This window comes from Alistipes sp. D31t1_170403_E11 (assembly GCF_015553985.1).
Taxonomy (GTDB): Bacteria; Bacteroidota; Bacteroidia; order Bacteroidales; family Rikenellaceae; genus Alistipes; species Alistipes montrealensis.
In genome coordinates this window covers 390,579-410,139 of record NZ_JADNHQ010000001.1, presented here as the reverse complement: position 1 = coordinate 410,139, position 19,561 = coordinate 390,579, and the positions used below count along the sequence as shown (strand labels likewise).

Annotated in this window: 14 protein-coding genes; 6 read left to right on the top strand and 8 right to left on the bottom strand. The window is 59.1% G+C overall.

The genetic code is table 11. The features are described 5' to 3' along the window. Nucleotides 1-12 precede the first annotated feature (12 nt). From dnaG to I2E69_RS01560, 5 genes are all read left to right on the top strand, one after another. Entirely contained in the window at nucleotides 13-1,986 is a 1,974-nt protein-coding gene (gene dnaG / locus I2E69_RS01580) for a DNA primase (RefSeq protein ID WP_195458395.1), read from the top strand. Nucleotides 1,987-2,312: 326 nt separating this feature from the next. Beyond that, entirely contained in the window at nucleotides 2,313-2,777 is a 465-nt protein-coding gene (gene smpB / locus I2E69_RS01575; protein WP_195458394.1) for an SsrA-binding protein SmpB, read from the top strand. A gap of 41 nt (nucleotides 2,778-2,818) precedes the next feature. After that, nucleotides 2,819-3,604: a Cof-type HAD-IIB family hydrolase gene (locus I2E69_RS01570; RefSeq protein ID WP_195458393.1), complete on the top strand. Its 786-nt coding sequence runs from the start codon at nucleotides 2,819-2,821 to the stop codon at nucleotides 3,602-3,604. 4 nt (nucleotides 3,605-3,608) lie between these two features. Further along, a complete protein-coding gene (gene tsaB, locus I2E69_RS01565; RefSeq protein WP_195458392.1) occupies nucleotides 3,609-4,316 on the top strand; it encodes a tRNA (adenosine(37)-N6)-threonylcarbamoyltransferase complex dimerization subunit type 1 TsaB in 708 nt (235 codons plus the stop codon). Between the two features lie 91 nt (nucleotides 4,317-4,407). Then, nucleotides 4,408-4,962 (top strand): hypothetical protein, encoded by a 555-nt coding sequence (locus I2E69_RS01560; protein WP_195458391.1) that lies wholly within the window; start codon nucleotides 4,408-4,410, stop codon nucleotides 4,960-4,962. An 88-nt stretch (nucleotides 4,963-5,050) separates the two neighbouring features. Here I2E69_RS01560 and I2E69_RS01555 read toward each other — a convergent pair whose 3' ends face one another. The 7 genes from I2E69_RS01555 to I2E69_RS01525 form a co-directional block, all read right to left on the bottom strand. Then, complete coding sequence (locus I2E69_RS01555) at nucleotides 5,051-6,745, bottom strand: DUF6528 family protein (protein ID WP_195458390.1); 1,695 nt, start codon at nucleotides 6,743-6,745, stop codon at nucleotides 5,051-5,053. Nucleotides 6,746-6,763: 18 nt separating this feature from the next. Further along, nucleotides 6,764-7,630 carry a sugar phosphate isomerase/epimerase family protein gene (locus I2E69_RS01550; RefSeq protein WP_195458389.1) on the bottom strand — a complete coding sequence of 289 codons (867 nt, stop codon included), beginning with the start codon at nucleotides 7,628-7,630 and terminating at the stop codon, nucleotides 6,764-6,766. Nucleotides 7,631-7,691: 61 nt separating this feature from the next. Continuing rightward, the gene (locus tag I2E69_RS01545) at nucleotides 7,692-9,719 is read right to left on the bottom strand and encodes a fibronectin type III domain-containing protein (protein ID WP_195458388.1); all 2,028 of its coding nucleotides are present in this window, start codon (nucleotides 9,717-9,719) and stop codon (nucleotides 7,692-7,694) included. Nucleotides 9,720-9,747: 28 nt separating this feature from the next. Continuing rightward, nucleotides 9,748-11,118: a RagB/SusD family nutrient uptake outer membrane protein gene (locus I2E69_RS01540; RefSeq protein WP_195458387.1), complete on the bottom strand. Its 1,371-nt coding sequence runs from the start codon at nucleotides 11,116-11,118 to the stop codon at nucleotides 9,748-9,750. Nucleotides 11,119-11,135: 17 nt separating this feature from the next. Beyond that, entirely contained in the window at nucleotides 11,136-14,555 is a 3,420-nt protein-coding gene (locus I2E69_RS01535; protein WP_229095321.1) for a SusC/RagA family TonB-linked outer membrane protein, read from the bottom strand. A 100-nt stretch (nucleotides 14,556-14,655) separates the two neighbouring features. Further along, on the bottom strand, nucleotides 14,656-15,633 hold the full coding sequence (locus I2E69_RS01530) for a FecR family protein (protein ID WP_195458386.1): 978 nt from the start codon (nucleotides 15,631-15,633) through the stop codon (nucleotides 14,656-14,658). 40 nt (nucleotides 15,634-15,673) lie between these two features. Further along, nucleotides 15,674-16,018: a BACON domain-containing protein gene (locus tag I2E69_RS01525; protein WP_195458385.1), complete on the bottom strand. Its 345-nt coding sequence runs from the start codon at nucleotides 16,016-16,018 to the stop codon at nucleotides 15,674-15,676. 264 nt (nucleotides 16,019-16,282) lie between these two features. Here I2E69_RS01525 and I2E69_RS01520 point away from each other — a divergent pair, with 264 nt between their 5' ends. Further along, on the top strand, nucleotides 16,283-16,834 hold the full coding sequence (locus I2E69_RS01520) for an RNA polymerase sigma-70 factor (protein WP_195458384.1): 552 nt from the start codon (nucleotides 16,283-16,285) through the stop codon (nucleotides 16,832-16,834). 70 nt (nucleotides 16,835-16,904) lie between these two features. Here the strand turns inward: I2E69_RS01520 and I2E69_RS01515 are convergent, their stop codons facing one another. Beyond that, complete coding sequence (locus I2E69_RS01515) at nucleotides 16,905-19,520, bottom strand: glycoside hydrolase family 31 protein (protein ID WP_195458383.1); 2,616 nt, start codon at nucleotides 19,518-19,520, stop codon at nucleotides 16,905-16,907. Nucleotides 19,521-19,561 lie beyond the last annotated feature (41 nt).

Sequence of the window (19,561 nt, the reverse complement as noted above, 5' to 3'; positions counted from 1 at the left end):
TCTTTGTACGCTATGATCGACAGGGAAACAGTAGACCGCATTTACGCCGCCGCAGATATCGTGGATATCGTCGGCGAATACGTCACGCTCAAACGCAAGGGCGTGAACTACCAGGCCTGCTGTCCGTTCCACAACGAGAAAACCCCGTCGTTCGTCGTCTCGCCTTCGAAGGGAGTGTACAAATGTTTCGGATGCGGGAAGGGCGGCAACGCCGTGACGTTCCTGATGGAGCATGAGAACATCACCTATCCCGAGGCGCTGAAGATGGTGGCCAAACGTTACGGCATCGAGGTCAAGGAGAAGGAGATGACCGACGAAGAGGTGCGCCGCAACGACGACCGTGAGTCGATGTTCGCCCTGAACGGCTGGGCCGCGGAGTATTTTGCCAACTACCTCCAACGTGAGACCGAGGGCCAGAGCGTGGGACTGGCCTATTTTCGCCAGAAGCGCGGGATGACCGACGCCACGATCCAGAAATTTGGCCTCGGGTTCTGCCCGGCCAAGGGCGACCGGATGTCGAAGGATGCGATGGCTGCGGGTTACAAGGCGGAGTTCCTCGTTTCGACGGGCCTTTCGCTGCAGCGCGAGAGCGACGGTTCGCTCTACGACCGCTTCCGCGACCGCGTGATCTTCCCCGTGCACAATATTTCGGGCCGCATCGTGGCGTTCGGCGGCCGTACGCTGCGCACGGACAAGCAGGTAGCCAAATACCAGAACTCCCCGGAGAGCGAGATATACAGCAAAAAACGCGAGTTGTACGGCCTTTATTTCGCCAAGAAGGCCATTCAGCAGCAGGACTTCGCTATCATGGTGGAGGGTTACACCGACGTGATTTCGATGCACCAGGCGGGAGTCGAGAACGTCGTGTCGTCGTCGGGCACGTCGCTCACGACGGAGCAGATCCGCCTGCTGAACCGCTTTACGAAGAACATCACGGTGATCTACGACGGCGACTCGGCGGGTATTCACGCTTCGCTGCGCGGCATCGACATGATCCTCAAGGAGGGTATGAACGTGCGCGTGGTGCTGCTGCCCGAGCCCGAGGACCCCGACTCGTTCGCCCGCAGCCATACGGCAACCGAAGTGCAGGAGTACATCCGCGCCAACGAGCAGGACTTTCTCGAATTCAAGGCTAAACTGCTGTTGAAGGATGCCGAGGGCGATCCGATCCGAAAGGCGGCCTTGATCGCCGACATGGTGCAGTCGGTGTCGCAGATTCCCGACCCGATCCAGCGTTCGGTCTACATCAAGGAGTGCGCGCGGATCATGGACATCGACGAGCAGATTCTGATCTCGGAGGTGGCGCGCAAGCGTATGACCACGTCGGGCGACCGCGAGGCGGATGAATTCCTGCGGCGCCAGACGACGCTCAAACAACGGGAGGCGAAGCAGCCCGAAGTGGAGTTTGTCAAGCAGGTCGAGGCGGGGAGCAGTTTCGAGACGCTGGAACGCGAGATCGTGAAATACCTGCTCAAATACGGACACTGCTCGTTCGATTTCAAGGAGGGACGCACGATGGTGGCGTGCAACGTCGCGGAGGTGATTTTCGCGGAGTTGAACGACGACAATATCGTCTTCCGCAATCCCGTCTACAACAAGATCATGGCCGCCTACCGTGAGCAGTGGGCGCAGTTGGGGACCGGGACGGAGGTTCCGGCGCATGTCTTCCTGAACCACATCGATCCCGAGGTGTGCAACATGTCGGTGGACATCCTCACCTCGGACGACAACTATGTGGCAAGCGAATTGTGGCGTCGCAAGGAGATACACATCGACAGCGATGCCGAGATGTTGGCCGTGGGTGTTCCGAAGGCCGTGACGCTCTACAAGTCGAAGGTGGTCGATGCGTTGATCAAGGAGTTGCAGAGCCGGCTCGGCGATGAGGAGATCACCGACGAGGAGATGCGCGACGTGGTGCAGCGCCTGTCCAATTACAACAAGGTGAAAGTATCCATTGCAAAGAAAATACAACGACTGATTTTATAACCCGCATTCGGCGGGCTGAGCTGGATTTATAGGATGGTTTTTGGCTGTTTTGCCCGTCAAATGCGGGTTGCGGCATTGAAAATGCCGGATTTATATTAATATTCCCTCTAAATCTCCCTTTGTCAAAGGGGGACTCGGGATAAGGAATTTTTATTAAAAAAAGGGGCGGGTCTCGGGTCGTACACGCATCACTGCGCATACCGTGTGCAAACAGAAAATAAACAGAAAGATGTGTAAAACATATCAAAGATAAAAGAATTAGTTACCTTGACCGATTCCCACCCCCTGCTGTTAAAATTGCAATTTGTGTGCCGTTTTTGAGTATTATGAGTGAACAGAAAAAGATAAATATCCGGAACAAGCGCGCGACGTTCGACTATGAGATTCTGGAAGAGTACGTTGCGGGCATTGTGCTCGTCGGAACGGAAATCAAATCCATCCGTGCGGGCAAGGCTTCGATGGTCGATACGTTCTGCTATTTCGACCGGGGAGAACTGTGGGTGCGCGGCATCAATATCTCCGAATATGCCTGGGGAACCTGCAACAACCACGTCCCGCGCCGCGACCGCAAGCTGCTGCTTACGGCGCGCGAACTGGACAAACTCCAGCGCGCTTCACAGGACAAGGGGCTCACGATCGTGGGCCTGCGCCTGTTCCTGAACGAGCGCGGTCTGGCGAAGGTCGTCGTGGGGCTGGCCCGTGGCCGTAAGTCGTACGACAAGCGTGAATACCTGAAGGAGAACGACGCCAAACGGGAGATGGACAAGGCGATGAAAACGTATAGGAAATAATTCGTTGCGAAGACGGCGGATAGAGAAACCGATAGACACTTATGACGAAAGCGATATTTTTGGATGTGGACGGAACGCTGATCAGTTTCAAGACCCACGAAGTACCTGTTTCGGCGCTGGAAGCGCTGTGGCAGGCCCATGCGCGCGGTGTGCAACTCTTCATCGCTACGGGACGCGCAGCCGGCGACCTCGGGGAGTTGGGGGAGATTCCCTACGACGGGGTGGCGGCTCTGAACGGAGCCGACTGCCTGATGCGCGACGGGCGGGTCGTGGCCCGGCATCCGATTCCGCGGGCCGATTTCGAACGTGCCATGCAGCTCTCCGACCGGTACGGATTCTCGCTGGCCTTCGAGTTGAACGAGGGATTGTTCGTCAATCGCCTGTCGCCCGGCGCCGAGGAGTGGTCGCGGATGGTGGCCCATCCCATGCCGGTCGAAACGAACCTCTACGAGTTGTTCGAAAACTGCGAGTGCTGCCAAATGTGTTTCTTCTTCGACCCGGAGACCGAGCGCAGGGTAATGGCCGAACTGCCGTCGCTCGTGGCGACGCGCTGGTGTCCGGTTTTCGCGGATATCAATGTGCGGGGTGTCGACAAGGGAACCGGCATGGCGGAGTTTGCGGCCCATTTCGGGTTTGCACACGACGAAACGATGGCTTTCGGCGACGGCGGCAACGACGTTGCGATGCTTCGGGCCGCAGGTGTGGGTGTCGCGATGGGCAATGCCTGCGACGAGGCGCTGAATGCCGCGGATTACATTACCGCATCGGTCGACGACGACGGCATCCGGAAGGCGCTGGAGCACTTTGGGATTATAGATAAACAATAAAAATATGTCTTTGATTCTTTGCATTGAAACCGGAACGGACGTTTGTTCCGTGGGGATCGCCAAGGACGGCGAACTGCTGTCATTGCGCGAGAGCGACGAGGGGCGTGACCATGCCCGCAAGGTCGGCGTGTTCGTCGACGAATTGCTGCGCGAGACGGGGATTGCTCCCGAAGATCTCGATGCCGTGGCTGTGGGTAAGGGGCCCGGGTCGTACACGGGATTGCGTATCGGCGTATCGTTCGCCAAAGGGCTTTGTTACGGTTTGCAGAAGCCGCTGGTGGCCGTAGGGTCGCTCGACGCACTGGCCGAGGTGGCCTGCGAAGATTATGAGGCGGGGATTCTTTCGGTCGAAGGCTGGGAGAATGCTTATCTGTGCCCGATGGTCGATGCGCGGCGCATGGAGGTCTATGCGCAGGTGTTCGACGCCGACGGCCGACCGCAGAGCGAGGTTTCGGCCGAAGTGATCGATACGGAGAGCTTTGCGGCGTTTCGCGGGCAGGGACGCCCGTTCGTGATTTTCGGCAGCGGAGCCCGCAAGTGTGCCGATGTGCTGCCCGATGCGACGCTGGTCGAGGTGACCCCGTCGGCCCGCGGACTTGCGCGGCTGGCCCAGCAGGCGCTCGACGAAGGCCGCACGGTGGACATCGCTTATTTCGAGCCTTTCTACCTGAAAGACTTTGTGGTGACCACTTCCAGGAAAAAACTCTTCTGAGATTTGTCGTGACGATAAATCGCGGTTGGAGCGGCGGCCTGCTTCCCGAAGCCCGGAACCGCACCTGCTCTGACGGCAAATCGGAATCTTTATGACGCGCGAAGCCTTGATAAAACTCCTGTCGGAGCGGTTTTACGGCAATTTTGCCGATGAAACGGCCCGGCTGGTCCGTGATGCGGATGCTGTTGCGTTGCTGTATGAGACGGCTACTTCGCCGCACCCGGAGTTGCCGAAGCCCGTACGCCGGAAAGTGTTGTTCCGGGGTGCTTATGTGCTCGAACGCATCTACTTCGCTTCGCCCGGTTCGTTTCTGCCGTATGCCGATGCCTTTTGCCGGACCGATTTCCCGGCGTGCGGCAATGCCAGCGCGCGGCGTCATTTCGGGAAGATCATGGCCGACCTGCTGGAACGTTATGAACCGGATGGCGACGCTCTCGAAAGGATTGCGGAGACGGCTGCCGAATGGGCGGTCGATCCGGAGGCGAAAGTCGCGGTGAAGGTCTGGGCCGTGGAGGTGCTGAAACATTGCCGGGAGCGTGTCGGCTGGGTCGCGGAGTCGTGGGACGACCTCGTGGAGGCCCTTGCGCTCGACGCGACGCCGGGCATCGAATCGCGGATGCGCAAGAGTTGGAAAACAAAGCGATAACAGAGTACCCGAATTGAGAAACGCCGTCCGAAACGTTGTAACGTTCGGGCGGCGTTTCCGTTAGCCGGGTGGGGGCTTTGGGTGAGGCTTACCAGCTCATGACGCGGACCTTGTACATATCCAGGTCGGGGACTTTGATCGTACGCGTCGCGGCGGAGCCGTTTCGGTCGGCGGCATAGCGGATGGTCTGTGTCGACCAGGACTGCGAACCTTCCGGAATCGTCGAATCGGTGTACCACAATTCGCCCGTGTCGTCGTTGTAGTTGATCGACTTGATGGCGGTGGAGCTGGCGAAGAGCGTCATTTCGGTAAACTGGTTGGCGCCGATGTCGTAGAGGTATGCCCGGCGTCCGCCGATGCAGAGCGTGTTGGAGTTGACCAGCGACATGTCGTGCAGGCCGCCGTAAGGCGTCTGTACGGTTTTCTCCAGTTCGAGCGAAGGCGTTGCGCCCGTCCAGTCTTTCAGCTTGTAAATCTGGAGGCTCTGGCCCCCGATGGCGTAAAGCCGCTGGGTCGTTTCGTTCCAGACTACGCCGTGTGCCGAACCGAGTTCCGACTGGAACAAAACGAGGTTCGGGCGCGCGATGTCGTAGACCTGGACTTTGTTGTTGTTGGAGCCGCTGCCTTCGGAGCAGGCTACGGCAATGCGGTTGTCCGGGAGCATCTCCGCCGAATGGGCGTTGGGGGCTGCCGTGGTGTGGAAGAGCACCTCCCCGGTTGCGATGTCGAGCAGCGCGCACCAGTTGTAGGAACTCGTGACCAGGAGCTTTTTGCCGTTGTCGACGGGCTTGCAGTCGTCGAGGTGGTTGCAGCGCGACGCGGCCAGCCCGAGCGTCTCTGCTGCGGTGGTGGCGTCCCAACTCCACGTGACGGCATTTTTGTAGCCCGTTTCGTCGGCCAATCCCGCATCGATCATGTAGACCATGTTGTCGCCGCAGAAGATCAGTTCGGTTACCTCTGTCGAACGGGCGTCGTCGGTCTCGATCTTGTCACCGGCCGTGAGCGTCACAGGATCGGTCGAACCGACCGAAAACGAATGGCCGTCGGTGTCGGTGAGGGTCACGGTATACCCTTGTGAGAGCGTTACGGGGGCTATCATTACCGGAATCAGCCGGGCTTCGCCGGTGCAGTCTATGGGCGAAGGCGGCGTCACGGTGATCGTCTGCGCCGATGCGCTGACCGACCCGTCGTCGATGCCGATCGAAATATCCCCGGCAATCGTTTCGCCGCCGTTGGCTTTGACGACGGCCTTGCTGATCGAGTAATTTCCCTTTTTGACGCTGACGTACATCGTGCAGAAAAGCTGTTTGAGTTCGATGTCGTAGCCTTCGTAACTGTTGGCGCGGGCCGTGGCCTTGCCGACGAGGCAGGGCGTGATGCTGCCGCTCTGGGTAGCGGGAATGGTCGCCTTCAGGGTGTTGTCTTCGCACGCGAGGGCCGCGTCGGAAGGGTAGAAGCCCACGAGCGTCGCATCGGCATGCGCCGGAGCGTCGACCGTGAAGAGGAAGAGCGACTTCTGGGATCCGGGGAGGATCGGCGCCGCGTAGGCGGGCTCCGCCACGCCGTGTTTGACGGCAAAGACGGCTCCCCGGTCGGAGCTTTTCCACGTGACGAGCGATGTCGCGCCCTGGTCGTTGTAGTATTTCGAAAGTGTCAGGGTGACTTTGGCGGCCAGTTCCGAGGTTTCGCCCGAGTCGTCGTTCGAGCACCCCGCACCGAGGCTGGCGGCGCAGAGGCCGAGCCACAGCATCGGCCGGATTTTATTCAGCAGTCCGTATTTCATGGCAGTGTATTTTGTCGGTTATTTTTTCTTGTTGCCGAGTATTACCTCGTTATAGGTTTTGACGATGTTTTCGGGTGTGGCGGCCTCCCCGGCACGGACTTCGTGCATGAAGACTCCCTTGTAGCCCGAAGCCTGCAGGCGGCGGAGGAAATCGGGCCAGTCGATGACGCCTTCACCCGGCAGCCAGTGCCGTTCGTCCTTGCGGTCGTAGTCCGAAGCGTGGATCGTGCCGATGCGGTTGCCGACAGTCTCGAAGAAGTGTGCATGCTCCTCTTTGAGCAGGTGGTTCGAATCGAAGCAGACCATGACTTCGGGGTAGTCGGCGATGAGCCGCATGAGTTCGCCCGAGTCGCGGCCCAGGCACGTGCGGGGCAGGTTCTCGATGCAGAGCACTGCGCCGATTTCTTTGGCGGCCAGCGCGAGGCGGCCGATGGAGTTGGCCGAGTTCTGCAGGCGGGTCTCCCGTTCTTCGTCGGTGATCGGCTCCGAACTGGGATGGAGCACGAGACGCTGCGGGCCGAAGATCGACGCGAGGCGGATCATCCGCTCCATGAGCACGACGTTCTGCTCGCGCAGCGCCGGATCGGTCACCGAGATGTCGAGCTGGCGGCTGAACGGCAGGTGGCAGGACCAGACTTTGAGCCCGGCTTCTTCGAGCAGCGCCTTGACCCGGTAGGCCCGGGTGTAACATTCGTTCTCGGGGGCATTGCGCCAGAAGTAGTTGAAGACGACTTCGACGTGATCGACCCCGGAGGCCTTGATTTGCGCGAGTCCCTCCGCGGAGGGTGTTTTCAGCATGCTGAGGGAGATGCCGACCGGATATTTGGCTTGTGAAACGGAGTCTATCAGCAGAAAGGCCATGCTGAGGATTATAAGTTTTTTCATTGCGGTTACGGATTAGGGATGTAAAGGGAGGCCCCGGTGCGGCCGGCGCCTCCCGAATCGGTTATTTTACGCAGCACGAGCCGCAGAGGTCCCCGCCGTGGGTGCTCCAGCTCGAAGCCCGTTCGCCTCCGACGTATTTGCCGACGAAGATTCCGTTTTTCGAGGAACTGCCGATGAACGCCGAATAGAGAACGCCGTCGAGGTAGTTGTTGCCGCCCATCTGTTTCTGGTTGGTATCGCTGCCCTCGTAGCTCCACGAGTCGAGGACGTTGCCGTTCGCATCGAAAATGTAGGAGACGTTGGAAGCCTGTCCTGCCGTGATGTAGAATCGGTTTTCGGAGTCGACGCAGGGGTGCGCGAAGTTGAATGCGTTGGTGAGCGGGGTTCCGCTGGGGGTATGCGCATATTCCCAGTTTTTGGCCGAAAGGTCGCCCTTCACGTTGAACACCTCGCCGCTCTTCGATCCGGCGAAGACCGAGCCGTTGGGGGCTACGACGGGTTCGTAGATGTCGTTGGCCGTGGCATTGCCGCCTCCGGCCAGGAGGCGGCCGTGGATGGTGCGCGAAGTCAGGTTGACGGCCCCGATGTAGCCGGATTTAGCGCCGAAATAGGCCAGTGTCTTGTCGTTGCTGACGGCAAAACCCGTATTGTCGACCATCGTGCAGCCCAGTGCGACTTTGGCGATCTCCGCTCCGGTTTCGGCGTTGAGGAAGATGGCGTTGGAGGTCGTGCCGACGAGCAGTTCGTTCGCGAAGACCAGCAGGCCGCAGCCTTTGGCGCCGGCTGCATAGGACCAGATTTTCGATCCCGACGAAGCGTCGATCCCGAACGTGTTGCCCGTGGCGTCGCTGATGTAAACGACACTTCCGGAGGCATTGACGGCCGGAGAGCAGCTTTGCATGGAGCCGGCCTCGGTGAAGGTCCACTTCAATTGACCTTCGGCGGTCACGGCATAGAATTGCCCGGCGGTGGTAGTTCCGTAATAGATGTCGCCGGTGACAGGGTTCACGGTGAGCATGTTGTAGCTGTTCGACTTGGCTGCCGGGACGTAACGCCACTTCTCGCTGCCTGTGGCCAGGTCGAAAGCGTACAGGCCCGCCACCTTGTTGAACGTGATGATGTAGACGGTTTTCCCGTCGGGCGAGAATACCGGACAAGTGCCTTTGAAACCGTTGTAGTTCGAGCCGTCCTGCGCCCAGTCGGTGCTGTAAACGACGTATTCGCGAATCTCGACTTCGAGGTTCCAGCTCCGTACGCTGCCGTTGATGGTCGCGCTCAGTTTCACGGTCTGCGTGCCGATCGATCCGAGTCCGTATTTGACGACCGTGCCCTGCTTTACGACATCGCCCGGGAAAGTCCATTTGACATCGGTGGCCGTCGGGTAATCCGCCGTGTTGAACGTGAAGGTGATGGGCTGATTCTTGGCTGCCTTGTCGCGGTCGAGGGTGTAGGGGACGGCCTGGGTCGGCATGGCCTTGATGGTGGCCGCTTCAGAGGTTCCCTTGGCATAGTTGGCCACCAGCGAGAAGTAGTAGTTCTTGTCGTTGACCAGGTTGTCCAGCGTGATGGTGGTCGCATCCTTGTCGATGGGCTGTTCCGTCACGTCGCCGGTAGCGTCTTCGTTGTAGTAGGAGAGCGTATAGGAGAGCACCGTCGTTGCGGGTTTCGACCACGTGAGCGTGACGTAGGCGTTGCCCGCTTCGGCCGCGAGGTCGGTGACCGGGAACCGCGTGGTCGACGGTTTGCCCGTAATGCCCACGTAGTTCGAGATGTTTTCGCCGTAGACGGCCTGCACGTAGAATGTGTACTGCGTGCCGTTGGTAAGCCCGTTTACCGTGCAGTTCATCGGGCCGCCCGTACGCCGGGTCACGGTTTTCGAATCGGAGTCGGTGTAGTAGACGATAAAGTCCGTCGGGTTCCAGCCTTCGGGCATGCTCCACGAGAGCAGTACCTCTTCATCGCCCGGCGTAGCCGTGAGGCCGGTGACCTGGTGACGCGCCGCACCCGCCTCGGGAATGTCCTCGGTCCAGCACGCTGCGAGGTTCGCCGTGAGGACTGTGGCCAGCAACAGGTTGATTATCTTTTTCATGCTTGTTTTGACTTTAAGGGTTGATGAATTAGAAACCGGGGTTTTGCCACAGGATCGAGGGGTTGTTCACGATCTCGATCTGGTTCTGCGGGATGGGGAAGATCAGGTTGTGGGCGTCGAGCGTGTAACCCAGGTTGCGGAAATGCTCCACGGCCAGCCCCAGCCGCACGAGGTCGAACCAGCGGTGGCCTTCCAGGGCGAATTCGCGTCCGCGCTCGGCGGCCAGTTCGCGTATAAACTCGGCTTTGGTCTTCACGTCGTCCGAGGTCAGTTCGTCGAGTCCGGACCGGGTGCGGGTTTTGTTGAGCCATGTCAGCGCCGTCGGCAGGTCCGTTTCGGCGAGCGCTTCGGCGTACATCAGCGTGATGTCTGCATAGCGCAGGTGCGGGAAGTCGTTGCCTACCTGCGTATTGTAGGTAGCGTCGTAGGTGTCGTACCACTTGGTCATGGCGAAGAGGTTGCTCTGTATCTTCGTGTAGGTGCTGATCAGCGCCAGCCGGTTGTCGGTCTCGTCGTAAATCGCCTTGAATTCGGGGGTCGGGTTGCGGATGTCGGCCATTACATCGGTATTGGTACTGTACCAGTAACCGTGTCCGTTGTCGTTGGTCTTGTTGTAGTAGAGCGCGAAGATGACCTCCTTGTTCATCTTGTTGTTGATGTCGAAGACCCGTTTCGTCGTGGATTCCAGTCCGTAGCCCGTGGCCTTCATCGCCTCTTCGAGTGCGGTCTTGGCTTCGGCGTGCTTGCCGAACGTGAGATATACTTTCGCCAGCAGCGTGTAGGCCGCGATACCGGTCACACGGGCCGTCTCGGCGCCGCGGGTCGCGGGCAGCAGGCGTGCGGCCTCGGCGAGGTCTTCGGTCAGCAGGCTGTACATCTCCGCCTCGGTGCAGCGCGGGATGAGTTTGGCCGCAGCCGGGGGTACGACCGTGCGGGCGATCGGAACCACGCCGAACGTGCGGTAGAGGTTGAAGTACCACCAGGAGCGCATGAAGAGGCATTCGCCGCGGTATTTGTCGTAGTTGGGAATCTGCACGCCGTGCATGTGGTCGAGTACGTCGTTGCAGCGGTAGATGCCGTTGTACCAGGCATCCCAGATGTCGCTCAGGATGCCGTTGCTCGCCGTCTCGATGAAATTGTCTATGTCGTAGCGGTCCTGCGTCGAAACGGCCATCGATTCGAGGATGTTCTCGTCGCTGCGGTAACCGATCTCCGTGAGGTGGAAACTCATCATTGTCTTGAGTTTGGCGTAGCAGGAGACGACGCCCTGGTTGAAATCATCGTCGGTTTTGTAGAAGTTGCCTTCGGTGATGTCGTTGCTGGGGTACTGTTCGAAGAAGCCTTCGCCGCACGAACTCAGCGCGAAAGCGGTGAAAACGAGGTAGTATTTCAGTTTCATAATCTTCGTCTTTGAAATTACAGGTTAAAGTTGATGCCGACGCTGAACGTGCGCGAAAGCGGGTAGGAACAGTAGTCCTCGCCGGGGCGCAGGGCGTCTGCCGCGCGCTTGTTGACCTCGGGGTTGTAGCCCGAATAGTTGGTCCAGGTGAAGAGGTTGCTGCCCTGCACATAGATACGCAGTTTCGAAATTCCGGCCCGGCGGGTCCATTTGTCGGGGAAGGTGTAGCCCAGCGAGAGGTTTTGCAGGCGCAGGTAGGAGCCGTCCTCCAGGTGGAAGGTCGAGGTGCAGGCGCCGTTGTTACCGCTCGATTTGCGGGTCGCGCGGTTCAGTTCGCCGTAGGGGTAGCGCTGGAGCGATTCGCGCATCATGTTCGACGAAGCCTCCATATTGAGCAGGTAGCGTCGTTCGAGGTTGAGGATTTCGTTGCCGTAGACCCCCTGGAACGCTGCGGCGAGGTCGAAGCCTTTCCAGGAGAGGTTCACCGAGAATCCGTAGTAGAAATCGGGCATGTAGTTGCCTACGATCACCCGGTCGGCGTCTTTTTCGAGAATGCCGTTGCCGTTGGCGTCGACGAAACGGAAGTCGCCCACCTGCGCCGTGTCGAAATGCGGGTAGGAGTCCAGCTCCTCCTGGTTGTGGAAGATGCCGTCCTGGACCATCAGGTAATAACAGCCGACGGGCTGTCCGACGCGGGTGATGTAGTAGCCGCCGGCGTAGGAGGACTCCTTGATGATGTCGGCGTTTTCGTCGCCGAGGCTCAGCACCTTGTTGCGGTTGAGCGACCAGTTGGCCGAAACGGCGTAGGAGAAGTCGCCGAACGTGCGGCGCGAGGAGAGCGATAATTCGACACCTCTGTTTTGCATCGAACCGATGTTCATGTTCGAGGTCGTGAGGCCCGATACCGACGAGACGGGAACGTCGAAAAGCATGTCGGTGGTCTTCGAATAGTAGTAGTCGGCGTTCAGCCCGAGCAGTCCGCGCCAAAGGCTGATGTCTACACCGACATTGTACTGGGTATTCTTCTCCCAGCCCAGGTCGTTGTTGGCTATCTGTTTGGGGTAGACCTGCGAGGTGAGCCCGTTGCCCAGGTCGATGTTCGTCGTGCCGTAGAGCGCCAGGTATTCCGAGTTGCCGATCTGGGCGTTGCCCGTCTGGCCGACGCTGGCGCGGAATTTCATGTCGTCGATCCACTTGATGCCGCGCATGAAGTTTTCATCGCTGATGCGCCAGCCGATGCTTGCCGCAGGGAAGTAACCCCAGCGGGTGTTGGGGGCGAAGCGCGACGAGCCGTCGCCGCGGACCGAGACCGAAGCCATGTAACGCCCCTTGTAGGAGTACTGCGCACGCAGAAGCCACGAGGCGAACGTATAGGCGTACTTGTTGTTGTAGGTGTTGTCCTGGTCGATGGTTTTGCCCTTGGTGGACCGGATCTTGTCGTCGCCGATCGTGCCCGTCGAGACGATCTGTGCCGTCTGGGTGGTGTATTTCTCGGCTTCGTAGACGGCTACGGCATTGATCGTATGGTCGCCGAACGAGCGGTTGAAGGAGAGCTGGTTCGAGAGGGTCCAGTGGAAATAGTTGTTGTTGTAATAGTTAGCCGACGGGGTCGACTGCGCGTCGAGGTATTTGTAACCGCGCAAGGGGAGCGAGGAGGGGCGGTAGTAGTTGCGGATGTAAGAGTAGTAGTCGCCGCCGGCCGTGATTTTGTATTCGAGGCCCTTGATGAACTCGTAGGAAGCGAAGACGTTGCCCAGGATGTTGAGTTTTTCGCGGATGTCGTCGATTTCGAGCGCCAGCGCCACGGGGTTGAGCACCTCGTTGGTCTGGGTGTCCCACGTATTGATGCGCAGGAAGCCGTTCATATCCCAGTTGTAGGAGCCGTCGGAGTTGTAGACCGGGAAAACCGGGGGCGCCATCAGCGCCGAGGCGATCACGCCGTCGCCGCCGTACTGGGCGTCGGCGTCCACGTAGTTCGACTTCGAATAGGAGGGCGAGAAGCTGACTCCGTATTTCAGGCGGTTGCGCTTGCCGTCGAGGTTGACGCGCAGCCCGTAGCGTTCGAAGTCCGAACCGATGATCGTGCCTTCGCGGTAGAGGTAGTTGGCGCCGACGAAATAGTTGATGCTCTTGGTGCGGCCCGATATCGAGAGCGAATGTTTGGTCGAGTAGGCCGTGCGGAAGATGGCGTCCTGCCAGTCGGTGTTGACCATCGTGCCGGTCTTGTCCTGCAGGTAGGCCGTGATGAGCGGGTCGACGCGGTGGTAGGTTTGCGGGCGGCTCTCGTAGGGATCGTCGATCGAACCGGTCGGAACGTTGAACAGGTAGGCGCCGTCGCGGGCTTCCTTGAAGATTTGGGCGAATTCGTAGGCGTCGAGCATTTCCATCGTTTTGGTGACGTTCGAAACGCTGAACTGTCCGTCGTAGCTGACGACGGGGTGTTCGCTCTGGCCGCGTTTGGTGGTGATGAGGATCACGCCGCATGAACCGCGCGAACCGTAGATAGCTGCCGCTGAGGCGTCTTTGAGCACTTCGAGGCTCTCGATGTCGCTGCCGTCGAGGTTGGCGAAGGCCCGGGCGTCGCACGGAATGCCGTCGATGACATACAGCGGGTCGTTACCCGACGTGGCGGACTGGATGCCGCGGATGCGGACCGAAACGTTGCCTTCGGGCTGGCCGCCCAACTGGAGCACCTGCACGCCCGGCATTTTGGCTGCCATGGCGTCGCGGAAATCGGAGCTGGGGACGCCGGCGAAATCCTCGGCTTTGATCGACGAGATGGCGGTCGTCACGTCGCGTTTGTTCTGGACGCCGTAGCCTACGACCACGACGTTGTCCATGGCGATGGCATCGGCGGTCAGCTGGACATCGGCCCGCGTCTGGTTGTCGGCGAGGGCCAGTTCGACTTTGTTGTATCCGATGAGTGAAATTTCGAGTACGGCGTTGCTCTGCCGGATATTGAGTGAATAGTTGCCGTCGAGACCCGACGCCGTTCCGGTCGTTGTGCCCTTGAGGATGACGGTCGCACCGACTACCGGGGCGCCCTCGTCGTCGGTTATGCGGCCCGTGATTGTCCGGCTGGCGCTGGCATTGCGGGCGGCGGGTTTACCCCCCCCCGAACGGGTCGTAAGTAGTATCTTCAGTCCCTTAATCTCGACATTCACCTCGGGCAGGACTTCGGCGATGATCGATTCGATGCTCCGGTTCTCGGCCTTTACCGAGACCCGTTTCCCGGGGGTGATGTCGGCGTCGGCATAGGCGAACGTGTAGGGACTGTTGGCTTCGATGAGCCGCAGGAGCTCTTTGACGGTGACGTTTTTCGCCTCGAGGGTGACGTTCGGCACCTGGGCTGAAGCCGGGACGGCCGACACCGCACACAGGATGATGACGGCGCAGAGGCGTCGGCAAATCCGTTTTAAAACGTTGGGTTCATTCATGGTAATTGGGTGTTTTTCGGTTTTTCAGTTCAAATGAAGGGTATTCCGGAACCTCTTCGGGGAGGCGCCGGCTGGGATGGCAGCTCGTTGTTTCAGGAATTTACTTCTTGGTTATCAGCACTTGGTTGCCGTCGATCCGGTAGCGGATCGGGATGAGTGTGGCCATGACATCCAGGATGTCTTCCAACGGTTCGTGGTAGACGACCAGCGAAAGCCGTTTGTCGACGCGGATGTGTGAAGAGAGCGCTATTTCGACGTTGTACCTGCGTTCGAGATTGGTGATGATATCTGCGAGCGGCGTGTTGTCGAAGATCAGGCGGGACTCGAACCAACTGCAATAGTTCCGGGCGTCGACCTGCCGGACGGTGACCTGCCGGGTGCGGGTGTCCAACGATAATTTTTCGTCGGGCCGCAGCAGGACGGGTTTGCCGAGGTCAGCGCCGGAGACTTTGACCGATCCGGTTTTGAGGATAATTTCCTGGTGGGACCCGAACGAGTAACCGATGGCGTCGAACGACGTTCCCAGGACCTCGACCTGCAGGTTGTCCATGTTGACGTGGAACGGCCGCAGGGAGTCTTTGCGGACTTCGAAGAAGGCTTCGCCCGAGAGGGCGACTTCACGCGTCGGGCCGGAGAACTCCGCCGAGTATTTCAGCCGGCTTTCGCCGTTGAGCCAGACACGGGAGCCGTCGGGCAGCGTGAATTCGCCGACATTGCCTTTGGCCGTCAGCAGGGTAATCTCTTCGGCGGGCCGGACGGTCCGTGCGGCGAAGTAGTAACCTCCGGCAAAGATGAGCAGGACAGCGGCGGCCATGCCGGCGTAGCGCAGTATGCGGCGTCCCAGCATGCGGACCCGTCCGGGTTTGATCGCGGCATGGAGCCGCTGGAGGCCCAGCCGGGTCTCTTCGATCGTGGCGTCGGCCGTATGCCTGTTCCACATTTCCAACAGGATTTCGTCGATCTCGGCCTCGTTTTCACGGGTGAGCATCCACTCTTCGAATGCCCGGCGGATTTCTGCGGGAACATTCGGATTGTTGAAAATGTAGTCGATGATTTGTTTGCGCTGCTGTTTGCTCATGGTAGCCGGGCGTGTTGGGGTTTATGCTGCCTGCGGACAGTTACTGTTTCTGTGTCAGCGTGAAGGTCTCCGTATAGGTTCCGGCCTTGAACGTGACAGTTCCGGTACGCGGACCGGCTGACGGATTGGCCGTGTAGCCGAGTTTCACGACATGGATGCCTTTTTCGCCGCCGGCGACGGGGTCGACGGTGATCCAGGTGTCTGCGGAGGCCGTCCAGGCGCAGGTGGTGAAGATCGTCACGGAGTGCGTGCCGGCGGCGGCATCCACCGTTCCCGTCGTGCTGTACATGTACACACTGTCGGGAGCCGCCTCATCTTCGTCCTTACAACTGCTTGCCAGGCACACGCATACGAGTGTCAGTAGGAGTAGTAGATGTTTTTTCATGTTAGGTTTTTTCGGGTTAAACGATTTTTTCGGATCCGTTTCTATTAATAAGACAACTTTCGGCGGCAGGATGCCAGTCTGTCCGGCGATATTTTTTACATTTTTTTTGCATGGCCGCTGTTTTGCGCGTTGGAGCCGTTCGGAGCCATGGTGGACGGGGTGAAAACCGTGAATATTTTATAAAATAGTCGTGAATAAATAAAAAAATAATTCGAAAAGGTTTTTGATTCTTTGGAGTTAAATCTATATTTGCATAAACGGACCATGAATAGCGACGAACATATCCTGTTGCGGAAACTGCGGGAAGGGGATACCGAGGCTCTCGATATCCTTTACCTGCGTTATGCCGCGAAGGTACGGGACTTTGCGTTCCGGCTGCTCGGAGATAGCGTTGAGGCAGAGGATATTACACACGATATTTTTCTCAGGGTGTGGGAACAGCGCAAGACCGTGGGCAACGTCATGTCGTTCAAGGGGTATCTTTTCCGGATGACGCGCAACGCCATTTTCAATGCTTTCAAACACCGGCAGGTGGAGTCGAAATACCAGGCCCAGGCTGTGGCGGGCGGGACGGAAGCGCCTGCCGATACCGACGACCGCGTATCGACGAACGACCTGATGGAGATGATCGACCTGGCGGTGAGCAATATGCCCGAGCAGCGGCGTAAGGTGTTCTGCATGAGCCGTTACGAAAATATGTCTTACAACGATATTGCCGAGGCGCTCAATATCAGCCCCAAGACCGTGCAGTATCATATCTCGGGAGCGCTGGCCGAATTGCGCAAACTGCTTTCGGCGATTGCGTTCTTCGTGTAGCGGTTCATCTCACCTTCAAATAAAAAATCCCCGGAATGAACTTCCGGGGATTTTCTATGCAGGTGCGCGGTTATTTCACGCTTCCGATCACTTCGCGCAGGCGTTTTTTGAAATTGTCGCCGATGATCGTCATCCTGTCGGTGGTGTCGAACAGCACCGACTTGTTTTTCTCGTAGGCTGCGAGGTAGTCGGCGATGCGGAACGGGTCTTCGAGGATGAAGTTCGGGCACTGCGATACGTTGAGGTATTCGACGGGCAGCATCAGGTAGGGCTCCACCTTTCCTTGTTCGGTTTTGAATTCGACGGTCAGGTCGACGCAGCGTTTGAAAACGCCGCTCTTGCCGTAGAGATCGGCCTGATGCGTCACGGCATGCTCGCTGAAAGTCAGCACGACCTCCAGCGGACGGTCGCAGGCCGCTTCGCCCGTGTAGACGACCGGGGCCAGCGTGTAGGCGTCGTAAGTCCACTGGCCGGCCTTCGGGAAGCGGGCGTAGGGAATCTCCCGGCCGTTGACCGTCACCGATTCGGGCGGGAAGGTGGCGGGGAATCGCAGTTCATAACTGCGTTTGGCCAGAGCTCCTTCGTAAGAGCCTTTGCGGGGTGCGATGACGGCGCGGACGGTGTTGCCTTCCTGGTGTTTCGTGACTTTCGTGACGGCGTAGGCGGTCGTGTACTGCTGGCTGACGCCGTCGTCCTCGTAGTGGCTGAGTTCCCCGTCGGCTCCCGGGATGAAGGTCAGCACCAGCGTGTCGCACGGCTGCTGGAGGTTTTTCACGTTCGCGGGATTCATCGGGAGGATGGCTCCGGCCCGGGCGTACCAGGGATTTTCCGAAAGGGTATAATGCAGGGTTTCGGTGCGGCCTCCTTGGTACATCGCCCCCGTGGCGCAGTCGTACCAGTTGCCTTCGGGGAACCATATTTTGCGTGCAGCGAGTCCCGTGACGCTGTCGACCGGCTCGACGATAGCCGTGGCGAGAATGTCGTCGCCGAACATGAACTGCTCGGGAACGTTGTAGGCTTCGTCCTGCTCGGGGTGGTCGTAGTACATCGGGCGGCACATGCCGACGCCCGTGTCATAATTGGTGCGTGCTGCGGCGTAGATATAAGGTGCGAGCGTGTAGCGCAGGCGGATGGCGTCGCGCATGACGAACAGGTGGTCGGGGAAGAACCAGAGGTAGCGCTCGATGCGCGGGTCTTTCGTGGAGTGGGTCTTGAAGATGGGGGTGAAGACGCCGTACTGCAGCCAGCGGGTATAGAGTTCGGGATCGGTTTCCTTCGTCTCTTTTTTGAACATGTGCCCGCCGATGTCGTGGCCCCAATAGCCGTAGTTGACATTCGACGAGGTGGCCGTGAAGTAGGGCAGGAAGGCCAGGGTCTCCCATTTGGCGTAGGTGTCGCCCGAGAAGGCCAGCGGATAACGGTGCGAGCCGAGTCCGCCCCAGCGGTGGTAGATGAAGGGACGCAGGGCGGGGTTCTGCTGTTCGGCGTGGTGGAAGAAGGTGTAGTTGAGCCAGAAGGTGTTCGAGAGCCCCGGAGTGAATTTCGACTCCATCCACTGCTGCCAGTCGAGCCACCAGAAATCGACGCCTTGGCGCTCCATGGGGTTCAGCACGGTCTTGAAATAGGCGTCGGCCCACTTCTGCTCGTCGATGTGGAACGGCACGGGTTTGCCCTTCCCGGTCCATCCGTACTCTTTGGTAAAGGGTTCGTAAACAGCCTCATAAGGCTGGATGCCCGAAGCCGGGTGGAGGTTGAGCGCCACTTTGAGGTCTTCGGTCTCGGTCCATTTCAGGAAATTCGCCGGCGAGGGGAACAGCTCCTTCTGCCAGGTGTAGCCAGTCCAGCCGATGCGCTGTCCGTATTCGTCCTTGGCGGGATTCTTCTTCCGGAGTCCCCAGGTCTCGTGCCAGTCCATGTCGACGATCAGTACGTCGATCGGGATGTCGATCGATTTGAGTTTCCCGACCAGGTCGACGAACTCGTTGTCGGAGTACTGCCAGTAGCGGCTCCACCAGTAGCCGAACGTGTACTTCGGGGGCAGCGGCGCGCGGCCTGCGACGAGTTGGAAGTCGGCGAGCGCCTGTTTGTAGTCGTGGCCGTAGGCGAAGAGGTAGAGGTCCTGGCGGTCGCCCTCGGGGCGGGTTTCCACCCACTCCTTCCATTTCGAACCGTCGGGCGTCAGCACGTGCCGCCGGCTGTCGTCTACCACGGACCAGCCTGCGCGCGACAGGAGTCCCTGCTCCATCGGTTCGCGGCCCAGATTGCGGCCGTCGCAGCCGTCGAGCGTACGGGTCGTGCCCATCAGGTTCTGCGGGTTTTCCAGGCCGGGGGTCCAGACGACCTCTTTACCGTTGAGCCGGAAGACGGCTTTCAGGTTCCTATCGGTGAATTTACCGTCTTTGACGTAGGTGAGCGTGAGGGCCGGGGTGGTGATGGTCACTTTCGATTTCGTGTCGCGGACCCTGAAGGCAGGGACCGGGGTTTCGCGGTTGACGAACGTCAGCGTGGCGCGGTCCTCGAAACGTCCGTCTTCGCTCCACTCCATGCGGATCAGTTGCGGCGTGAGCACCGTGAAACGGGCGTTCCCCGCTTCGACGACCGCCTTGGGGTCGGCTTTGGGGTTGCCGGCTGCTGCCGCGCCCAGCGTCAGGCACAACGCCGTAAAAAGAATTGTAGCTCTTTTCATATTTTTAGAAAGGTTAGTTTGCATAATAGACACACCCCGCA